General features: G+C 37.7%; 23 protein-coding genes. 20 read left to right on the top strand and 3 right to left on the bottom strand.

Annotated elements, in window-relative coordinates:
• The first annotated feature begins 41 nt into the window (after positions 1-41).
• The 7 genes from KHA97_RS13925 to KHA97_RS13895 all read left to right on the top strand — a co-directional run bounded on the left by KHA97_RS13925 (position 42) and on the right by KHA97_RS13895 (position 4,313).
• Positions 42-1,238 (top strand): trypsin-like peptidase domain-containing protein, encoded by a 1,197-nt coding sequence (locus KHA97_RS13925; protein ID WP_213125316.1) that lies wholly within the window; start codon positions 42-44, stop codon positions 1,236-1,238.
• A gap of 146 nt (positions 1,239-1,384) precedes the next feature.
• Positions 1,385-1,915, top strand: coding sequence for an RNA polymerase sigma factor SigY (sigY, locus tag KHA97_RS13920; protein ID WP_213125315.1), 531 nt, complete (start codon positions 1,385-1,387; stop codon positions 1,913-1,915).
• Entirely contained in the window at positions 1,915-2,250 is a 336-nt protein-coding gene (locus KHA97_RS13915; RefSeq protein WP_213125314.1) for a YxlC family protein, read from the top strand. The genes sigY and KHA97_RS13915 overlap by 1 nt, the downstream gene beginning before the upstream one ends.
• Complete coding sequence (locus tag KHA97_RS13910) at positions 2,240-2,449, top strand: transcriptional regulator (RefSeq protein WP_233713477.1); 210 nt, start codon at positions 2,240-2,242, stop codon at positions 2,447-2,449. Before KHA97_RS13915 ends, KHA97_RS13910 begins: the two co-directional genes overlap by 11 nt.
• A 1-nt stretch (position 2,450) precedes the next feature.
• Positions 2,451-2,639 carry a PLD nuclease N-terminal domain-containing protein gene (locus KHA97_RS13905; RefSeq protein ID WP_213125313.1) on the top strand — a complete coding sequence of 63 codons (189 nt, stop codon included), beginning with the start codon at positions 2,451-2,453 and terminating at the stop codon, positions 2,637-2,639.
• Positions 2,640-2,652: 13 nt separating this feature from the next.
• On the top strand, positions 2,653-3,540 hold the full coding sequence (locus KHA97_RS13900; protein ID WP_213125312.1) for an ABC transporter ATP-binding protein: 888 nt from the start codon (positions 2,653-2,655) through the stop codon (positions 3,538-3,540).
• Positions 3,537-4,313 carry an ABC transporter permease gene (locus KHA97_RS13895; RefSeq protein ID WP_213125311.1) on the top strand — a complete coding sequence of 259 codons (777 nt, stop codon included), beginning with the start codon at positions 3,537-3,539 and terminating at the stop codon, positions 4,311-4,313. Before KHA97_RS13900 ends, KHA97_RS13895 begins: the two co-directional genes overlap by 4 nt.
• Before the next feature lie 377 nt (positions 4,314-4,690).
• Here the strand turns inward: KHA97_RS13895 and KHA97_RS13890 are convergent, their stop codons facing one another.
• The gene (locus tag KHA97_RS13890; RefSeq protein ID WP_213125310.1) at positions 4,691-5,611 is read right to left on the bottom strand and encodes an aldo/keto reductase; all 921 of its coding nucleotides are present in this window, start codon (positions 5,609-5,611) and stop codon (positions 4,691-4,693) included.
• Positions 5,612-5,764: 153 nt separating this feature from the next.
• Between KHA97_RS13890 and KHA97_RS13885 the strand changes: the two genes are divergently transcribed.
• Positions 5,765-6,481 (top strand): sulfite exporter TauE/SafE family protein, encoded by a 717-nt coding sequence (locus KHA97_RS13885; protein ID WP_213125309.1) that lies wholly within the window; start codon positions 5,765-5,767, stop codon positions 6,479-6,481.
• A gap of 30 nt (positions 6,482-6,511) precedes the next feature.
• Here KHA97_RS13885 and KHA97_RS13880 read toward each other — a convergent pair whose 3' ends face one another.
• Positions 6,512-8,041, bottom strand: a complete 1,530-nt coding sequence (locus tag KHA97_RS13880; RefSeq protein ID WP_213125308.1) for an ATP-binding protein — start codon at positions 8,039-8,041, stop codon at positions 6,512-6,514.
• A gap of 136 nt (positions 8,042-8,177) precedes the next feature.
• Here KHA97_RS13880 and KHA97_RS13875 point away from each other — a divergent pair, with 136 nt between their 5' ends.
• Positions 8,178-9,833 carry an FAD-binding dehydrogenase gene (locus tag KHA97_RS13875; RefSeq protein ID WP_213125307.1) on the top strand — a complete coding sequence of 552 codons (1,656 nt, stop codon included), beginning with the start codon at positions 8,178-8,180 and terminating at the stop codon, positions 9,831-9,833.
• Between the two features lie 181 nt (positions 9,834-10,014).
• Positions 10,015-10,944: a metallophosphoesterase family protein gene (locus tag KHA97_RS13870; RefSeq protein ID WP_213125306.1), complete on the top strand. Its 930-nt coding sequence runs from the start codon at positions 10,015-10,017 to the stop codon at positions 10,942-10,944.
• Positions 10,945-10,994: 50 nt separating this feature from the next.
• On the opposite strand, the gene KHA97_RS13865 is transcribed toward KHA97_RS13870, so the two are convergent.
• Positions 10,995-11,321, bottom strand: coding sequence for a DUF192 domain-containing protein (locus KHA97_RS13865; RefSeq protein ID WP_213125305.1), 327 nt, complete (start codon positions 11,319-11,321; stop codon positions 10,995-10,997).
• A 237-nt stretch (positions 11,322-11,558) separates the two neighbouring features.
• On the opposite strand from KHA97_RS13865, the gene KHA97_RS13860 reads away from it, so the two are divergent.
• The 10 genes from KHA97_RS13860 (at position 11,559) to KHA97_RS13815 (ending at position 19,391) form a co-directional block, all read left to right on the top strand.
• Positions 11,559-11,738 carry a Flp family type IVb pilin gene (locus KHA97_RS13860; RefSeq protein WP_213125304.1) on the top strand — a complete coding sequence of 60 codons (180 nt, stop codon included), beginning with the start codon at positions 11,559-11,561 and terminating at the stop codon, positions 11,736-11,738.
• A gap of 81 nt (positions 11,739-11,819) precedes the next feature.
• Positions 11,820-12,326, top strand: coding sequence for an A24 family peptidase (locus tag KHA97_RS13855; protein WP_213125303.1), 507 nt, complete (start codon positions 11,820-11,822; stop codon positions 12,324-12,326).
• Positions 12,323-12,697 (top strand): TadE/TadG family type IV pilus assembly protein, encoded by a 375-nt coding sequence (locus KHA97_RS13850; RefSeq protein WP_213125302.1) that lies wholly within the window; start codon positions 12,323-12,325, stop codon positions 12,695-12,697. The genes KHA97_RS13855 and KHA97_RS13850 overlap by 4 nt, the downstream gene beginning before the upstream one ends.
• Positions 12,697-13,662, top strand: coding sequence for a TadE/TadG family type IV pilus assembly protein (locus KHA97_RS13845; protein WP_213125301.1), 966 nt, complete (start codon positions 12,697-12,699; stop codon positions 13,660-13,662). The genes KHA97_RS13850 and KHA97_RS13845 overlap by 1 nt, the downstream gene beginning before the upstream one ends.
• A gap of 29 nt (positions 13,663-13,691) precedes the next feature.
• Positions 13,692-14,270 carry a Flp pilus assembly protein CpaB gene (gene cpaB, locus KHA97_RS13840; RefSeq protein ID WP_213125300.1) on the top strand — a complete coding sequence of 193 codons (579 nt, stop codon included), beginning with the start codon at positions 13,692-13,694 and terminating at the stop codon, positions 14,268-14,270.
• A complete protein-coding gene (locus KHA97_RS13835; RefSeq protein ID WP_213125299.1) occupies positions 14,270-15,445 on the top strand; it encodes an AAA family ATPase in 1,176 nt (391 codons plus the stop codon). The genes cpaB and KHA97_RS13835 overlap by 1 nt, the downstream gene beginning before the upstream one ends.
• On the top strand, positions 15,445-16,776 hold the full coding sequence (locus tag KHA97_RS13830; protein ID WP_213125298.1) for a CpaF family protein: 1,332 nt from the start codon (positions 15,445-15,447) through the stop codon (positions 16,774-16,776). The genes KHA97_RS13835 and KHA97_RS13830 overlap by 1 nt, the downstream gene beginning before the upstream one ends.
• A complete protein-coding gene (locus KHA97_RS13825) occupies positions 16,777-17,745 on the top strand; it encodes a type II secretion system F family protein (protein ID WP_213125297.1) in 969 nt (322 codons plus the stop codon).
• Positions 17,746-17,747: 2 nt separating this feature from the next.
• On the top strand, positions 17,748-18,677 hold the full coding sequence (locus KHA97_RS24470) for a type II secretion system F family protein (RefSeq protein ID WP_213125296.1): 930 nt from the start codon (positions 17,748-17,750) through the stop codon (positions 18,675-18,677).
• 261 nt (positions 18,678-18,938) lie between these two features.
• Positions 18,939-19,391 carry a MarR family winged helix-turn-helix transcriptional regulator gene (locus KHA97_RS13815; RefSeq protein ID WP_213125295.1) on the top strand — a complete coding sequence of 151 codons (453 nt, stop codon included), beginning with the start codon at positions 18,939-18,941 and terminating at the stop codon, positions 19,389-19,391.
• Positions 19,392-19,417 lie beyond the last annotated feature (26 nt).

The following is a 19,417-nucleotide window of genomic DNA, read 5'->3' as shown; positions in this document are numbered from 1 at the left end:
TCCAAATAAACTAGTAATAGGTAAATAGTCCTCTGACAGGAGTGGTTAATTTGTATTGCACAAAGTGCGGGGCCTCCCTTGAGCAAAAATCTAAGTATTGTTCCGAATGTGGAAAAAAGGTAAATGGGAAAAATAAAGTATGGGTTCCGCTTATAGCTTTGACAGCTTTACTTTGTATTGGGGTTTTTTATTTTCTTAGTTTGGAATTAAATAAAAATAGGCAAGAGATACGGATAGAACAAGTTAAAAAAGAGGATTCAGAATCTGCCTCAACACAGCTTGTAGAAGTGAAAACTCAAGAAACTTCACCTCCGCCAAAAGAAGTTTCAAAAATTATAGAAGAAGCACAACCAAAAGTGTTTACTATATTCAATGACTTTGGCCAAGGATCGGGATTCCTGATAAATAGGAATGGAGACATTTTGACGAATGCGCATGTTGTGGAAGGTAGTGTAAACGTTTTAATCCGCAATTACGAAGGAAGAGAATTCGATGGAAAGGTTATTGGTTATAGTAATGAAATTGATATTGCTGTTATTCGAGTCGATCATTTGGCGGGAAGGACTCCGCTTGAATTAGAGGAAGGAAATGGAACAAAGTTAGGAGACGAAGTTATTGCTTTAGGAAGTCCGAGAGGTTTTGAAAATACGGCAACGTTAGGAAATATTAGTGGTATAAATCGGAGCTTCGTTATTCCGCCACATACATATGATGGAATTTATCAAATTTCCGCTCCAATTGCACCTGGAAGCAGTGGCGGACCACTCATTGATAAAAAAACCGAAAAAGTAATCGCCATTAATTCAGCCCGTGATAATCGTGAAACAAATATTGCCTTTAGCATCCCAATTATACAAGTAATAGATATTATTAACGGATGGGTTAGTTCTCCAATGAGTTTTGAAGAAATTGCTGCTCTCTTCAACAATGATGCAGGACAATTGTTTTATCAAGATCTATTTGGCAATGACTATTATTTTGACGGTGGAGAATACAGTGATGAATATGAAGATTACCATCAATATGAGTTTCCGTATTGGGGTGAGTATGGAGATAGCTATGAAGATGAGTATGACTGGGATTATACCGATGATTATATAGATGACGAATACCAAGACGATGACGACTACTATGATTACGAAGATTATGAAGATGATGATTACGATTATTATGATGATGAGAGCTATGAAGATGAATACTATTATGATGATGATGAAAATTATAACGACGATTTTTAATTACGATTTATGAGTTGCAAATACGTTTTGGCAACTCTTTTTTGTTAATTATTAAAGAAATAATAAATTTTTAAATCAAAATGAACGATTGCTAAAAATTGAGCGTCAAATGATTAGAAGCGAATAAAGAGGGGGTTCGTCTTTCGTTGGAGCAGGTAGAAGAGAGAAAGTTAATAGCATCAGCGAAAAAGGGGAATGATGAAGCTTTTACATCACTTTTTCAAAATAACTATACGTTCCTATATAAATATTTAATTAAGCTAAGTCTCGATCCTGGACTAACGGAAGATTTAACCCAGGAAACAATGTTGAAAGCTTATATTCATTTACAACATTTTAAAGGTGATTCAAAGTTTTCAACTTGGCTTATATCTATTGCTTCACGGGTTTATATCGATCATCAACGAAAAATAAAACGTGAACGGAAACGTTTAGAAAAGGCAAAAGATGATGTTATTCGCAAGGTAAAGTGGGATGTTTCAATGGGGGGCCATGAGTGGGCAGAATATATGAATCAGTTTGCTGAATTGGATCCGGATATTCGAGCTCCCATATTGCTAAGACATTATTATGGATTTACCTATCCTGAAATTGCTGAAATGCTAAGCATTAAAGAAGGAACGGTTAAGACGCGGGTGCATAATGGAATAAAACGAATTCGAAAGGAGTGGTCGTGATGAAGAATCATAATGAAGATGAATGGTTGAACCGTTTTAAGAAAGATATGGAAAAACTGGAAGATGTATATGAACCGGTAGTTCCGGAGCGCTATCAACTGTTAAATACTTTAAATGAGTTTAAAGCTCAACGAAAAAGGGCATTTATTCGCGAGTTGATTATGTTTTTAGTCACAGCCTTTGTCATCTTAACCTCCTATATCGTATTTACTTTTAAAATGCCGCCTGTTTTTTTGTGGGTCCAGGGGTGCGCGTTTGTTTTTATCCCGATTATGTTAATCGCTGAAAGCAAGCGTAAAAAAAGGGGAAATGGGGTTGAGAATAATGGATTCTGAACTGTCGATTTCCATATTGATTGCAGCTCCGATTTTACTAACACAAAGTATTCTATTATTTATTGATGCCAAGAAAAAGGGGGCACTTGCTTGGCTATGGGGACTATGGGGATTAATACATTGTCCGTCCCCGCTCATTTTTTATTACTTCATCGTGATCCGCCCTTATAGAAAAAAATTAAAAATGGAGGAAGAGTAATATGCCAATTTCATGGGAAGTTATTGCTCCGTTAGTAGTTTTACAATTGATTTTAATGGCTTTTGCACTTACTAGTTGTATCAAAGAAGAGGAAACAAACGGTCCAAAATGGTTATGGATAATAATTATTGTTGCCTTAAATCTTGTGGGGCCGGTTCTTTATTTTATCATCGGAAAGAAAAAATATTGATCGGAGAATCGAAATGCTATTATCAGTAGAAAAATTATCGAAGAAATATAAGAATCACTTAGCAGTCAATGAATTGACATTAAACATTGAGGATAGACAGTGTATTGCACTTTTAGGTCCAAATGGATCAGGTAAAACGACAACGCTGAGCATGCTATCAGGATTGTTAACTCCTACATCTGGAAAGATTGTTTTCCAAGGTAGAACGAGTATTGATCGGCAAGAAATTGGCTTTTTGCCTCAGTATCCTGCATTTTTCTCTTGGATGACAGCAACTGAATATTTGCATTTTGCGGGAAAACTTTCTCATCTTACAAAAAGAGAATTGCAGAAAAAAATTAACGAAATGCTTTCTTTCGTTGGATTAGAGGATGCCAAGAACAAGAAGATTGGTGGGTTTTCTGGAGGGATGAAACAAAGGCTCGGCCTCGCTCAAGCAATGCTCCATGATCCGAAGCTGCTTATTTTGGATGAACCAGTATCCGCTCTCGATCCATCGGGACGACGTGATGTCCTTAATATGATGATGGAACTCAAAAATAAGATGGCCATCTTATTTTCTACTCATGTGTTACATGATGCAGAACAAGTTTGTGATCACATCGTTATGCTGAAAGATGGTACGGTGAGATGGGCCGGAACTCTAGATGCGTTAAGGAAGCGGAACACCGAGGAAACATTTATCCTCTCAACGGAAGAGAAATTGGAAAACTGGATAAAATCGAAAGAGTATATAAAGGAATTTATTCTCACCTCTGAAACGTCGGCAGAAATAAAATTGATTGATGCAAGTCGAAATCACTTGCTTGAAGATTGTATTAAAAACAACATGACGATCAACCGCTTTGAAGTAAAGAATCATACATTAGAAGACGCTTATATGGAGGTGGTAAATCAATGAGTACATTTCTTACGCTATTAAATAAAGAGTTGTTAGAAGCATGGAGAGATAAAAAGTTAATCTGGCTGCCGATTGTACTCAGCGTACTATGTATTTCTCAACCAATAACCTCATATTATATGCCGCAAATTTTGGAGAAGGCTGGAAATCTTCCAGAAGGAGCTGTAATAGAGATCCCTGTTCCAACCGGAGCTGAAGTGTTGGCGGGCACTTTATCACAACTGGGAACGATTGGTACTGCGATTTTCGTTCTAAGTGTAATGGGAAGTATTGTTCAAGAAAGAAATAGCGGAGCACTTTCTTTAGTCATGGCGCGTCCTGTTCAAGCCTATCAATATATCGCCAGCAAATGGGTCGCCAACGCCATTATTCTTTTAGCCTCTTTTATCATTGGTTACGGATTGTCATATTATTATACAAATCTTTTATTCGATAAAGTAGAAATAAGTCATTTCTTCGCTAGTTTAGGAGTATACAGTATATGGATTTTATTTACATTAACGATTACACTGCTAGGGGGAACAATCTTTAAAAAAATTGGTGGTGTGGCAGGGGCTAGCCTTCTTGCCGTAGCGTCTATCTCGTTATGTGGTTCACTTTTGCCAAAGTTTATGGGGTGGAGTCCTTCAAATGCATTGAGTCATGCAAGCTCTTATTTAGCAACAGGAACATGGGGAGATTCTTTTGGGAGTATGATGTTTTCTAGCGTTGCCCTCATACTGTGTATTTTTGTATTAACCGTATACTTGTTTAAAAGATATGAAAGCTATTAACAGGGCAATATTATGAATTAGCCAATAGAATCTCAAAATTGCTAATAGGGCGCCTAAATCCTCTAATAGAATATCAAAACGTCTAATAGGGCTCCCAAATCATCTAATAGAATATCAAAACGTCTAATAGGACGCCGAATCATCTAATAGAATCTCAAAATGGCTAATAGGTGCTTAAATGATCTAATAGAATCGTGAAATGTCTTATGGGCTGTAATAATCATCGAATAGCTTCAGTGAAAGATCCAATAGATTCCGGAAAATTGATAATAATTCGCTTATAATCGATCCTAAACCCTAGATCAACTAACTTACTAAATAAAAGGTCCGTTCCGGAGTAAATAACTCCAAAACGGACTCTTTTCATGTAAGTAAAATTAAGGAACAATATTCCCAGCTGCTTTGTAAATTTGGTACCATTCATCTCTTGTAAGTGGAATCTCAGAACCTTTACAAGCATCACTTAACCGACCCGCATTCGTTGTTCCAAGCACTACTTGGATATTCGCAGGATGGCGTGTAATCCATGCAGTAGCGATTGCGGTGTTGGTCACTTCGTATTTTTCAGCAATTTTATCAATCACTTCATTTAACTCAGGGAAGTTCTCCGTATCGCCCAAGAAAGGCCCTTTAAAGAATCCAGTTTGGTAAGGGGACCATGCTTGAATCGTGATATCATGCAGACGGCAATATTCCAATATGCTGCTGTCGCGATTGATTGATTGATCGACATTCATATTCAACGCTATTCCAGAATCGATCATTGGTGTGTGTGCAATACTGAGTTGTAGTTGGTTCACTACTAGTTTATGTGATACATATTTTTGAAGTAATTCAATCTGAGCAGGATTATGGTTTGAAACCCCAAAATATTTTACTTTCCCGCTGTTATGCAATTCATCAAAAGCTTCCGCCACTTCTTCAGGCTCCATTAGCGGATCAGGACGGTGAAGCAGTAATATATCGAGATAATCCGTTTTTAAACGCTTTAAAATACCATCAACAGATGTAATGATATGCTCTTTTGAAAAGTCGAAGTAGCCTTGTCGAATTCCACATTTGCTTTGTAAAATCATTTTTTCACGAATGCTAGGATTCATTTGAATCGCATCAGCAAACAATTCCTCACATTTTCCTCCACCATAAATATCCGCATGGTCGAAGAAGTTGATTCCCTCATCCATCGCAGTAAGGATTAAACTTTCAATTTCAGATAGAGAAAGTTGCGTTATACGCATATTTCCCATAATGATGTTGGAAACGTTTAAATTTGTGTTCTTAATTGGAAAGTACTTCACGGAAAATCCCCCTTTTAGATGTTCTCACTATTACAATAAGCCACAAGCCAGACATTAGGTCAATTAATATGTACTGAAAATGGAAAAATTCGCAATCATCTATAACTTTATAATATATAATAAGAGAAATGAAATTTAAAAGAAGGTGCTTGTTTGGATACAATTTTAATATTCATCATCATCATCCTAGTGGCTTCTATTTTACAAACTAGCACAGGTTTTGGTTTTTCCATTTTGGCTACACCATTTCTTCTTATGATTTTTGAAGCTAGAGAAGCTATTCAAATCAATCTTATTTTATCTTTAGTTATTTCATGCGCATTAATTTATAAGATTTTTAAAGATATCGATTATGGCGCGTTAAAAAGGTTAATCACAGGAAGCGTTGCTGGACTTCCAATTGGGATAATCATCTTCTTATTATTAGATATGAATAAATTAAAACTCAGTATTAGCATCATTATCCTCATTCTAACGTTGTTATTAATTTTTAATGTAAGGATAAGACAGACAAAAGGAAGAGACATTACGGCGGGGGGTTTATCTGGACTCCTGACAACAAGCATTGGAATGCCAGGGCCTCCACTTTTGCTTTATTTTTCAGGAATTGGTTCCGAAAAAGAAAAATTGCGAGCTACGACATTGGCATTTTATTTGTTTATATACTTGTTTAGTTTATTAATTCAAGTAGTCTTTGCAGGAACGAATAAAACAGTATGGGTATCAAGCGGATATGCATTGCCGTTTGTGATGATAGGTTTATATTTAGGACAACTTTTATTCGTAAAAATAAATCAATATGCGTTCAGAATTTTTACATATATCATCCTACTGTTCACTGGTTTCTATTTGTTAGTTGAGAGTTTTTAAATAAAGGTAGACAAAAAAATAAGGAGTGGATTATTCCAACTCCTTTATCAACTTATGCAATGGTAAGCGAATTTCGATATGAGTTCCTTTATTTTCAATGCTCTGGATAGTAATCGTGCCATCATGGGAATCTATAATTCTTTTACAAACGGTCAATCCTAATCCTGATCCGTCTTCATCCATGGTAAAGAAGGGACTAAATACTTGATCGAGCTTATCTCTAGGAATTCCTTTTCCATTGTCGATGACTTGAATAACGCAATCATCATGTACTTTTTCTAGCTCGATCGTTAACTTTCCTTTCTCCTCCAACTCCATTGCATGTAAAGAGTTTTTAGTGAGATTTAACAGCACTTGTTTAATTTGATCTTTTACACATGATAAAGGAAGCTTTTGTTCAGAGTACTTCACACATAATTCCACATTCGAAAAATTAGCTTCTGATTGTATAATCGGTACGATCTCTTTAACAACGTTGTTAGCATCGCAAATTTCAAATGTATAAGCTGTAGGGCGTCCTAGTAATAGCAATTCACTGACAATCGCATTTATTCGAGTTATTTCATTTTGTATCACGCCAAAATAAAATTGTGACTTTTGGTCATGATTTTCTTCACTCAATAAAGATATAAGGCCTTTAATACCAGTTAAGGGATTTCTAATTTCGTGTGCCGTACTAGCAGCAAGTTTAGCCAACAATTCTAGTTTTTGATGTTCAATTTGCTCTTTTTCTATTTTTTCTTTTTTATGCAATAGAAAATAAAAAACTACTAAATATAATAAGTTTATAATAAACATTACGATTACAAAGTAATAAAAAAAGATGTTCCAGAATGAGTCAGCTTCATCATTTATAACTTTTGCTGTTATTGTCCATGGAATATGTGCAACTTCGGTGCTGTCCTCAATATAATGTTCATTTGGGATAGGTGTACTTGTCTCAATTTCTGTTTTTCCTGTTTCATTTTTAACAATAATAATTTCATCTTTTAATATATTTTTAATTGATTTTTCTACCTCATCCAGTCTAATGCTGACGAGCAGAACACCTTTTGTAAGTGTTTCTCTACTAACAGGAGTGGCTGCCGTTATGATAGCTCGCTTCGAAACTCGCCCTATATGTGTCTGTGAAAAAGTTGTTTCTCCTGTTTTAAGTGATTCTTGAAAATACTCTCTGTCGCTGACATTTACATAATGATTTAATGGGTTCGTGCTTACAACAAAATCCCCATTAAGGTCAACTAGATAAAGGCCAGAAAAGCGATCGTCCTGTTCATGGGTTTCTTTTAAAATTTCATAAATATTATCCAAATCATCGTGCTGGGTGTTGATCAAAGTAGACAGCATTTCTAATCTACCAACTGTTTCGCCGATGAAATTATTTAAATTGCTCGCATGAATTTTAGCACACTGGCTTGCTTTCATATGATACTTAGTTAAAATATTTTGCTTCTCATGCTCGGTCAAAAAATAACTAATAACAATAGAGGGCAACAGTGTAATCAATAAATAAATTGTCCATTTTCTTGCGTGTCTTAAGATGTTTGATTTCTGTACCAAAGGATCTTCCCCTTAATCGTTATGATATCATTCTACCATTTTTCGACAAATAGTAGAATAAAAATACAAATTTTGGTTTTTATCTCTCTACTTAGAAGCCGATAAGACAGTAAATTAAAGAATAGGAGGTTTAAATATGAATCATGATGTTCTCGTAGTAGGTGCGGGGCTTGCGGGATTAACAGCTGCAGCTGAGTTGGCGGATGCGGGAAAAAAAGTCCTGTTATTGGATCAAGAGCCGGAGGCATCATTGGGCGGACAAGCCTGGTGGAGCTTTGGGGGCTTATTTTTGGTCGATTCACCTGAACAGCGAAGGATGGGGATAAAAGATTGCAAGGAATTGGCGTGGCAAGACTGGTTAGGTTCCGCTGGTTTTGATAGGGAAGAAGATGAGGATTTTTGGGGGCGAAAATGGGCTGAAGCGTATGTTGATTTTGCTGCGGGAGAGAAGCGAGCGTGGTTGCACGAGATGGGTGTTCGCTTTTTTCCTATTGTAGGATGGGCAGAACGTGGTGGTTATCTTGCAGAAGGACACGGAAATTCTGTACCAAGATTTCATATCGTATGGGGGACAGGCCCAGGAATTGTTGCCCCGTTTGAAAGAAGAGTCAGAGAACATATGAAAAGTGGACTAGTTGAGTATTTGCCGCGTCATAGAGTGGACCGCATCATTCAGCAGAATGGTAAGTGTGAAGGAGTGGCCGGTTCGATCCTCATACCTAGTTCGATTTCACGGGGTGAAGAAAGTTCTAGAGAGGTTATCGGAGACTTTGAATATCGGGCTGAGGCAATTTTAGTTACAAGTGGAGGAATTGGAGGAAATCATGAGCTTATTCGCAAAAACTGGCCAAAACGACTAGGGAATCCACCTCAACGTATGATTTCTGGTGTGCCTGTCCATGTCGATGGCAGAATGCTTGCTATTACGGAACAAGCGGGTGGCCGAATCGTCAATCGAGACCGAATGTGGCATTATACCGAAGGAATTCAAAATTGGAATCCAATATGGAAAAATCACGGAATTCGAATTCTCCCCGGTCCATCTTCGTTGTGGCTTGACGCAAAAGGTCGTCGCTTCCATGCTCCTAATTTTCCAGGATTTGATACATTGGGAACATTAGAAGCGATACAAAAAACGGGATACGATTATTCATGGTTTATTTTGACGCAAAAAATCATTGAACGAGAATTTGCTTTGTCAGGTTCGGAGCAAAATCCGGATTTAACGGAAAAAAGCATTAGAAAGTTATTTGCAAGAGTTTTGCCGGGAGCACCGCCGCCTGTTCAAGCTTTTATGGATAAAGGTGAGGATTTTGTAGTGGCGAATACGTTAAAAGAGCTTGTAGCTGGGATGAATCAATTAACTGATGAGAAACTATTAAGATATGAAGAAATTGAACGGCAAATAAAAGCGAGAGATCGAGAAATAGATAATGCTTTTACAAAAGATCTACAAATAACGGCTTTAAGGGGAGCCCGCAACTATTTAGGAGATAAGTTAATTCGGGTCGCCAAGCCACATAAAATCCTTGATCCGAAAAATGGTCCTCTCATTGCAGTCAGACTAAATATTCTTAGTAGAAAAACGCTAGGTGGTTTGCAAACGGATTTGTCGGGACGTGTTCTTGATGGTGTTGGAAATCCAATTCCTGGACTTTATGCCGCTGGAGAAGTAGCGGGCTTTGGAGGTGGGGGAGTACATGGCTATCGAGCGTTGGAAGGAACGTTCTTAGGAGGATGCCTTTTTACAGGAAGAGTGGCTGGGCGGGCGGTTGCAGCCGGGTTAGCATGAATATCCAGCCACTTATATTAAGAGCAGTATAGATTGAACAGTTGTAAAAATATCCACCATTAAAAATAGATTACGAGTTTCCTATTAGGCTTTCTTCTTTTTGTTAAAAGAACATCGAAAAGGCGAAGAGCCCATACAATACAATGGCTAGGATTTTGAACATATAATGAGGGGGACAACTATGGCAGAACAATTGAAATTTCGGGAAGATGGTACATTTAAAATTCTTCAGTTGACAGATTTACATATTGGTGGGGATGTAGAAAAAGCGGAGGATATCAAGACATTTAATGTAATTGATAAAGTCATAGAAGCTGAAATGCCAGATTTAATTGCGGTTACTGGTGATTTGATTTGGAGTGAAGGTGTCGATCAGCCTGAAAAATCATATCGAAGAGTACTTGACCATATCGATAAGAGGAATATTCCTTTTGCGATTGTGTACGGGAATCATGACTCTGAAGCCAATATTACGAGGGAAGAATTATTTAAGATTCAAGAGGACTATGCAAATTCATTGGCACAGGCAGGTCCTGCTCACATTCATGGGGTAGGTAATTATTCTTTACCTATTCAATCATCGAAAAATGATATAGTAGAATCTGTTTTATATTTTATGGACTCTGGTGCTTATGCCCCTGCACATATAGGTGGATATGAGTGGATCCACCTTGATCAAGTTCAATGGTTTGTGGAAGAATCTAAAAAGTATTTAAGAGAAAATGAAAATCCTCTTCCAGCATTGGCATTCTTTCATATTCCTTTACCTGAATACAATAATGTTTTTAAATATGGTAAAATGTCCGGGATAAAAAATGAGATGATTTGCTCACCGAAAATCAATAGTGGATTATTTACCGCCATGCTAGAAGCAAGAGATGTTATGGGGACATTTGTCGGACATGACCATGATAACGATTTTTGCGGAGAGCTCTATGGAATCTCCTTATGCTACGGTCGTTCTACTGGGTATAATGTGTATGGTGGACTAGAGCGTGGAGGACGTGTTATCCAATTATATGAAGGAAAACGCGAGTTTGATAGCTGGATTCAATTAGGTGATGGAAAAGTAGTTTCGCATTACAAGCATAAGGGAAAATCGGAAAATTAATATAGAAAGCGGATGTTGAATAATAGCCAACATCCGCTTTTATTGTTCATTTATAACGAAATCGTATCTCCTACAGAAATATGTTGTTTTACAATCGTCCCTGTAGGTAATTCCAAAGTTGTATAGGCGTTGCGAACAGGTGGGATCATTTTCCACGGTTGCAAACTAGAAACCACTTTTACTACTTTGTTCGCCTGATCCAGAAACACCACATCAATGGAAAATCTCATAAAAAACATATGAATTGAATTGCATGGTGTAATAAGAAGACCTTCCTCCTTTATTGGTTCTTTGTAAAATAATAAACCTTTCAAGCGTTTCCACGAAGTATCCGCTCTATGAATCGTTAATGGCAAATGAACTTCTTTTCCTAGCAAATCGCTCACTCCTTTTGATCTATTCTGTGTTTTCATTATAAAGAACATATCGTTCTTTAAAAAATATGAAATAGTGAGGAAAAACGAGAAATATAGAGATAATAAAAGATAAATGTTCATTATATAGAACGAATGGACAAATTTGACTATTTTCATTTATCTTTGTTCACTATATACTACAATTAAGTTCTTAATAGAGAACCAAAACAAAAACTATTTTTTAGGAGGAAGTAAACAATGATGAATCAAGTAATGAGGCTTTTCAAGGAAGAAGAAGGACAAGCTTTGACGGAGTATGGGTTGTTGGTAGGGCTAATTTCGATTGCGGTTATTGCAACTTTGCTTCTTATTGGACCTCAGTTAAAGATAATTTTTGATCAAATTTTAACTGCATTAGGAGGAACAGCACCAAAATAATAAACGAAAATCTGTAATTCTATGAAATATTCAATAGCCCTGCTCCGGCGGGGCTCATTTTCATAATAAAGGAGAATCTATATGTCAAATATAGCACTTATTCTTATCCTCACAATTTCCATCATTACAGATCTACGGAGTAGAAAAATATTAAATATCGTTACTCTGCCAGCCATTCTAGTTGCTCTCATCTATCACACATTTACATCCGGTTTCCAAGGTTTGTCATTCAGCGGTCTAGGGTTCTTAGTAGGGTTAGGGCTGTTACTTATTCCATTTCTAATGGGAGGAGTAGGAGCTGGGGATGTTAAATTGCTTGCCGCTATTGGAGCTTGGAAAGGAACAATGTTCGTTCTATATACAGGTTTATTTGCTGGAGTAATTGGAGGACTTATTTCTATTTTTATATTACTTAAGAACAAGAAGCTCGGTTTTACTCTTAAAAGCATGTTGTTCTCGGTCCTTTTCTTAAAGGGTACGAAAGGATCACTTCAATTTACTAGTGATACAAAATCAGTTTCCATTCCATACGCAATTCCAATTGCTATCGGTTCTTTCTTAACGCTTTTGAAGGTGATCTACATATGAAATCGCAAAAAGGTCAATCTTTGGTAGAAACCGCTTTAATTCTTCCTATATTAATTATGTTACTTTTTGGAATTGTAGATTTTGGAAGGATTTTTCACGCATATTTAACACTCGATCATGCAGGCAGGGAAGCGGCAAGATCTGCAGCAATTGGAAAAGAGGATGGTGAAATAGAGAATAAAATTGCCAGTTCTACTACTAGTCTTGGAAGCGGCGTAAATAGTAATATTTTCCCTTCCAAGGCAATTCGAAAAAGTGGAGATGATGTGACTATTACACTGACTTACACTGTTAATCTAATTACACCGATCCTTGGTCAAACCGTAAAAAACATTGATTTAGAAAATAAAACAGTCATGAGGGTGGAGTAATGAAAAAGGTAGTTCAGATGATTGCAAGGATTTTAAAAGAACAAAGAGGCGTGGCGATGATTCTCGTTGCTCTTGGCATGTTCATGCTCATTGGCTTCACTGCATTTGTCGTTGATGTTGGTAGTCTTTATTATGAAAAAAGTCGTCTTCAGAAGGCACTTGATGCTGGTGTGCTAGGAGGGGCGCAAGTATTAATAGACTCCGAAACAAAAGCAAAAGATATCGCAATTAAAATTACTAATAAAAATGGCGAAAACCCAAAAAGTGGTAAAAGATATTTTACGGTGACAGACGATGATGTGACAACTGAAGAAAGTTTCGTAAAAATAGATAAAACAGTAAATAAACAACTCACCTTTGCAAAACTAATTGGGTTTAATCAAGCAACTGTTTCGGCATCTGCAAAGGCGATTGTTGGTCCATTAAAATCAGCTAAAGGTATAGCACCAATAGCAGTAGAGAAAAATTCAGTTCCTAACGGAACAAAGCTTACATGTACAGGGAATGAACAAAACAATTCAGATAATAATAGCCCTGGAAATTGCGGCTTTCTTAGTGTTGATGGGACTGGAGCACCAGCTGTGAAAAAAGCACTAACAGAGGGAAAGGAATATTCAGTAGACTCGGAGGTTGAGCTGGGAACCGAACCAGGTAAGATGAATGGACCGATTGGACAGGCAATTGATGACCTTATTAAAAGTGATAAAGACAAACCCCATTGTCAATCGGCTTCTACTGCAGACAACTCCTGTAAACGGGTCATATATATAGTCATTATTGATTCCTGGGAAGCTGTTAAAGGGCGGGATAAAGTTAAAGTAGAGGGTTTGGCTTCTTTTTGGGTGGAAGATTATAAGGATAAAAGTATCATAGGACATTTTATCAATACGGTCACTGCGGGAGAAGTTGGAGAACCTGGTAGTGGCTATGAATACGGTCTTTACGGCGTAAAGCTGGTTGATTAGTACATGAAGAGTACAGATGGGAGGTTCTTATGAATACAAAGAAAATTTGGCTGTTTGCGATGGTTTTTGGCGTTCTAGCTACTTTAATGATGTTTATGATGGTCAATGGCGAACCTAAAAAATCGGCACCCCCAGCTTCTACTGAAGTTGCGGATGCAAAGAAAAAGGAAGAGCCGGAAGTTGCAGTGATAGGACAAGAGGAACCTTTTAAGAATGAATTGATTCCGATTACTAGTGGTAATCGGGCAATCAGTATAAAGGTAGAAGATCCACAAGGGGTCGCGGGTTTTATTACCCCCGGTTCTTTTGTAGATGTTGTTGCAGTCATGAAGGTACCAGAGGAATATAAAGAAAGGCAACATGATGCCGCGACCCTTCTTTTACAAAATGTAAAGATCGTAGCAATTGGACATGCTGCAGACGACGAAGAAACGATGAAAAGATACCAAATGGTTACGATTGAAGTGACTCCGAAAGAAGGACTTGCTTTGGGATTCGCTACAAATTATGACTTGTATTTAATGCTTAGAAGTAAGGGCGATGACAAGGTTGAACCTGAACATACACATGTCCATGAGGATGATTTACACGAAGGGGTGTTTAGATAATGGTGAAGATTTTTTCGATGGCTGAAAATGATGAAGTAATTTCAAAGCTAGAAGAGGTTTCTATCAGTCTTGGTTGCGAAGTCGGATGGGCTACAAATGAATACAAGTTATTCGACCTACTGAAATCTTCAGACAATGGGATTGTAGTCTTACCTCCCTCAGATCATTACGATGTTTATGCATTGTGCCGAAATGTTACTCAACGTTTCCCACAATCGACCGTGTTATTCGTGTTTCCTTCAGAACGTGATCCTGATATGAAACAAGTGTTGAGAGCGGGGGCAGCGGATGTTATTTTTCTTACCTCTTCTTTAGCGAAAATCAAAGAAGATATTCAGCTTGCTATTTCGAATAGAGAGTTTAACCGTCCGTTTCCTGTAACCAGAGATGAAAAAAATGCAAAGGTTATTACGGTCGCAAGTACCAAGGGGGGAGTTGGAAAAACGACCGTCGCGGTAAATTTGGCTGCTTCTTTCGGTAAGAAATTCGAAAAAGTAGCAGTCATTGATTTAGACCTGCAATTCGGGGATATCGCCATGTTTATGGATGTGAAGCCGAAACTGACAATCTATGATTGGATAAAAGAAGATCTGGAAGGACTACAAATTGATAACTTTTTGACGCCGTTTAAAAATGGAATTTCTATTTTAGCAGCCCCACAACGTCCGGAGTTTGCGGAAGTCATTACAGGCAACCATGTCAGAAAGGCGATTCATGTATTAAAAAAACAATATGATATCGTTATTATCGATGTGTCATGCCATATGGATGAAAATGTGATTGTCGCATTGGAGAATTCGGATGAAATTCTTGTTATGACGTATTTCGATTTACCAACACTCAAAAATAGTAAAATGCTTATCGAAACATTAGAATCACTTCAATTAGTGGAGCGGACGAAGCTAATATTAAACAGACAAATGAAAGTAAAGGGAATCACGTCAGCGACAGTTGAAAAAGTAGTCGGCAAAAAAATATTCGCTGCTCTCCCTACAATGGAGAAAAAAATGATTGCTTCCGTCAACGAAGGGCAACCACTCTTTTACTTATACCCAAGATCAAAACTTGCAAAGAACTTTCGTAAAATAGCGGAATCTTTAGTAAAACCAGAAGTACGAATTGGAGCGAAGAAGCAAAAGGCAAGAAAACTAGTCCAAGCTGGGGGGCATGCATAATGTCTTTACTGACAAGATTGGGCGGTCCTACTCAGGAGGTTAAAGAACGAAAGGAAAGTTTTATTAAAGCGAGGTCCTTTTCAAAGTTAACTGATTTAGAGGTCAAACTCCATAATCATCTCGTTGATGAAATAAAAAAGCCTGAGAACCAAGATAAGGACATGGATCTTTTAATCGAAGCGCTTGCAAATGATTTTTTAGAAAGAGAAGGGGAACAGCTTACATTTGAGGAAAAAAAGCAATTAATGAGCGATATTTCTCACGAGTTGACTGGTTTTGGCCCGATATCCCCTCTTTTGGCTGATCCAAGGGTTACGGAAGTCATGGTCAACGGACCGAACGACGTTTATATAGAAGTAAACGGAAAAATTGAAAAAACAGAGATTCATTTTCGTGATAATATGCATGTATTGAGAGTAATCGAAAAGATTGTATCGCCACTCGGAAGGCGAATTGATGAAAGTGTTCCAATGGTCGATGCGAGGTTACCTGACGGGTCCCGTGTGAATGCTATTATACCGCCACTGGCTTTGAATGGACCAACAGTTACAATCCGGAAATTTTCGGATACTCCTTTCACGATATACGACTTATTGCGAATGGGCACGCTAAGTGAAAATATGGCCAACTTTTTAAAAACAGCAGTAGAATCAAAGTTAAATATTTTTATAAGTGGAGGAACTGGGTCCGGGAAGACGAGTACGCTAAATGTTCTTTCATCATTCATTCCAAGAAATGAAAGAATCGTAACGATCGAGGATGCTGCAGAATTGAAGCTTTCTCAGGATCATGTTGTATCACTAGAATCTCGTCCTCAAAATATTGAAGGGCAGGGAGAGATTACAATCCGAGATCTTGTGCGAAATTCACTGCGGATGCGGCCAGATCGTATTATCGTCGGAGAAGTTCGAAGTGCGGAAGCGCTCGATATGCTTCAAGCGATGAATACAGGACACGATGGAAGCCTTGGGACGGGCCACGCGAACTCACCTAGGGATATGCTGGCAAGACTTGAAACAATGGTGTTAATGTCAGGATTTGATTTACCAGTAAGAGCGATCCGCGAACAAATATCCGGCGCGCTCAATCTCATCGTCCAACAATCTCGATTAAAAGATGGCTCAAGAAAGATCACTAAAATTACCGAGGTCCAAGGCTTAGAGGGGGACATCATTACGCTCCAGGATATTTTTGTCTATAGTGAACAACACAATCCGAACACTGGAAAAGTTATTGGGAAATTCGTGTCTACAGGAATTATTCCGCATTGTGTGGAACAACTGGAGTTAGCCGGACACAATGTACGGCCTCTGTTTAAGGGGGAATGGTAGATGAAAGATTTACTCCCACTGATCATTGCCATCACTTTCATTATTTGTACAGTCCTCTTTAAACTATTGCTTTCTCTTATTTTTGAAAAAGGAAAATATGAAAAAAGACTAAGAAAATATGTCTTCACACTAAACCAAGCCGAGACAGAGAAGAAAAAAGAGACTCCGAGGCGAAAAAAGAATGCCATAATTATCGCAGCGGCAAAAGGAATTGAGACTGTTTTTAATCTTTCCAAACAAGAACATCTCCTTATACAATCCGGGGTAAAACTGACACCTGGTGAATTAATTATAGGTAGGTTTCTTGTAGGGCTATTATGTATGTTTTTTGGTTATGTCCGCGATTTTCATATGCTCGTCATTTTAGTTTGCGGAATTGTTGGCTTTTACTTGCCTACCATATATATAAAAAATAAACGGAAAAAACGACTGCAAAAATGTTCAGAACAGCTTGGATCAGCCTTAGGCACAATGGCTAATGCGTTACGGGCAGGGTTTAGCTTTATGCAGGCCATGAAGATGGTGGCAAGTGAAATCGAAGATCCGCTGGGTCCAGAATTCACGAAAGCCTTGCAGGATATTAATTATGGGATTCCTATCGAGGACGCTTTTCAAAGTTTATTAGAAAGGCTTCCGGATAAAGAGTTGGATCTCGTCTTAAATACATTGCTTATTCAACGGCAGAGCGGCGGAAATTTGGCATATTTAATGGAGACGATGCAGGAAACAATTATCGACCGTACAAGAGTAAAGGAAGAGGTAAAAACATTAACGGCGCAAGGAAGAATGTCAGCAGTCGTTATTACTATTCTGCCTGTAGCCTTAGCTTTTTATATTAAACTCGTAAATCCAGAGTATTTTCAAATGTTGTTCTCACATCCTTTAGGCTGGGCAATGGTGATTGTCGGATGCCTTAATATATTGCTAGGGTGGTTATTTATAAAAAAGATAGTACACATTGAGGTGTAAATGTGGTTACGATATATTTTATCCTATTTAGTTCTCTATTTTTCACTTTAGTCATTGGGGGCATTCTGAGTCTTTTATTTAAAAAAGAAATCATCGTCTCAAAAAGAATCAATCACTATTTTAGTATTGATACGAAGAAAGAAATGGAAGAAATAAAGCAAAAAAAGCAAAGTGAACCGAAATTTTTATTTTTGAAAACGGTTAGTGATCAAATAAAGAAATTTCTTGACAAAAAAACGGCCTCTTCACGTAAAAAAGACTTGGAAAAAAAGTTAAGGGAGGCGGGATATCCATTAAAACTAACACCAATCGATTTCCGATTTTTGCAGTTCATCATAGGGGGAGTTTTATTCTTTATTATTTACTTATTGCTTACTAAATCAGATGCAAACCCTCTATCTAGCACATTGTTGGCGGGAATTGTAGCTGCACTTGGCATGTATTACCCAGCTTTTTATTTAAGTGTCATCATCAAAAAGCGCAGGCATGATATTCAAAAGAAGATGCCTGATTTCTTTGATATGGTCAATTTATCCATAGAGGCAGGGATGGGATTGGATGCCTCTCTTTTTAAAGTATGTAACCAGATGAAGGGACCGCTGTCGGAAGAATTTTTACAAACATTAGAGGATATGAAACTTGGAAAATCAAGAAGGGAAGCTTTCTCGGATTTAAGAGTCCGTGTTCCTGTTCATCAGTTTCAAGGTGTGATTACTTCCTTGATCCAGGCTGACATGTTAGGTGTAGGGATGGCGAAGGTCCTGCGCACATTAACGGAAAGAATAAGGGAACAACGTACGCAGTTTGCGCGGGAGCAAGCAATGAAGGCGCCTGTAAAAATGGTTTTTCCAATGATGCTCTTTATTTTCCCAGCGATTTTTATTGTTTTAATGGGGCCATTGATTATTTATTTAATACAAAATGTGTTTTAAAGTTTAGTGCCTGGTTTCGTTGTAGCCAGGCACTTTGCCTAGAGATTAAGTGAAAGTTCAGTGTTATGTTAATAACTATGTTGATGGTGAGCAGGCGTTGCCATTGGCCGTGTGCTGAGTTCACCTTTGCTTTTCGGTAAGCCAGAAAGCGAGCGCCAGAGCTAAAATCAACTTCAAAGTTGAACAAGACTCAAGTGAAAGAATACGCTTGCAATTTATTTAGGATAGCTATATAATCTTTTTTAAATGAGGTGAATATAAGTGAAAGAAACTGAAAATTTAGAACGTTTCGTAGATGCAGTTCAATATGTGGGAAGAATGTTAAAGCGAAATGTCCGTGACCAAGCTTCTCCACAAGGGATTACAAAGACACAGTGGTTTATTTTACGCCATCTTTGGAAAAGATCTTGCACGATTGGCGAGTTGGCGGATAAATTAGAAGTCCGCTCGAGTTCAATGTCGCAAATGATTGACCGTATGGAGCTTGCAGGTCTTGTGCAAAGGACGACTGATCCACAAGATGGACGCACGAAGATTGTCATGTTGAGCGAGGCAGGAAAGAATCATTTAGAAATGATTACAAACGCCGGCGTCGAATTGCTTTCCGATCCTTTTTCAAAATTTAGTAAAGAAGAACAGCAAATGTTAGTGGAACTTTTAGAAAGATTCAAGTCTAATCTTTCCGCTGCGTTTGAAGATAAGCATCATAAATAATTAGGTTCGCTATATAAAGAGATTGC

Source organism: Lederbergia citri (genome assembly GCF_018343625.1).
In the GTDB taxonomy this organism is placed as follows: Bacteria; Bacillota; Bacilli; order Bacillales; family Bacillaceae_C; genus Lederbergia; species Lederbergia citri.
The sequence above is the reverse complement of the archived record's forward strand: the minus strand, read 5'-3'. Positions and strand labels throughout refer to the sequence as shown.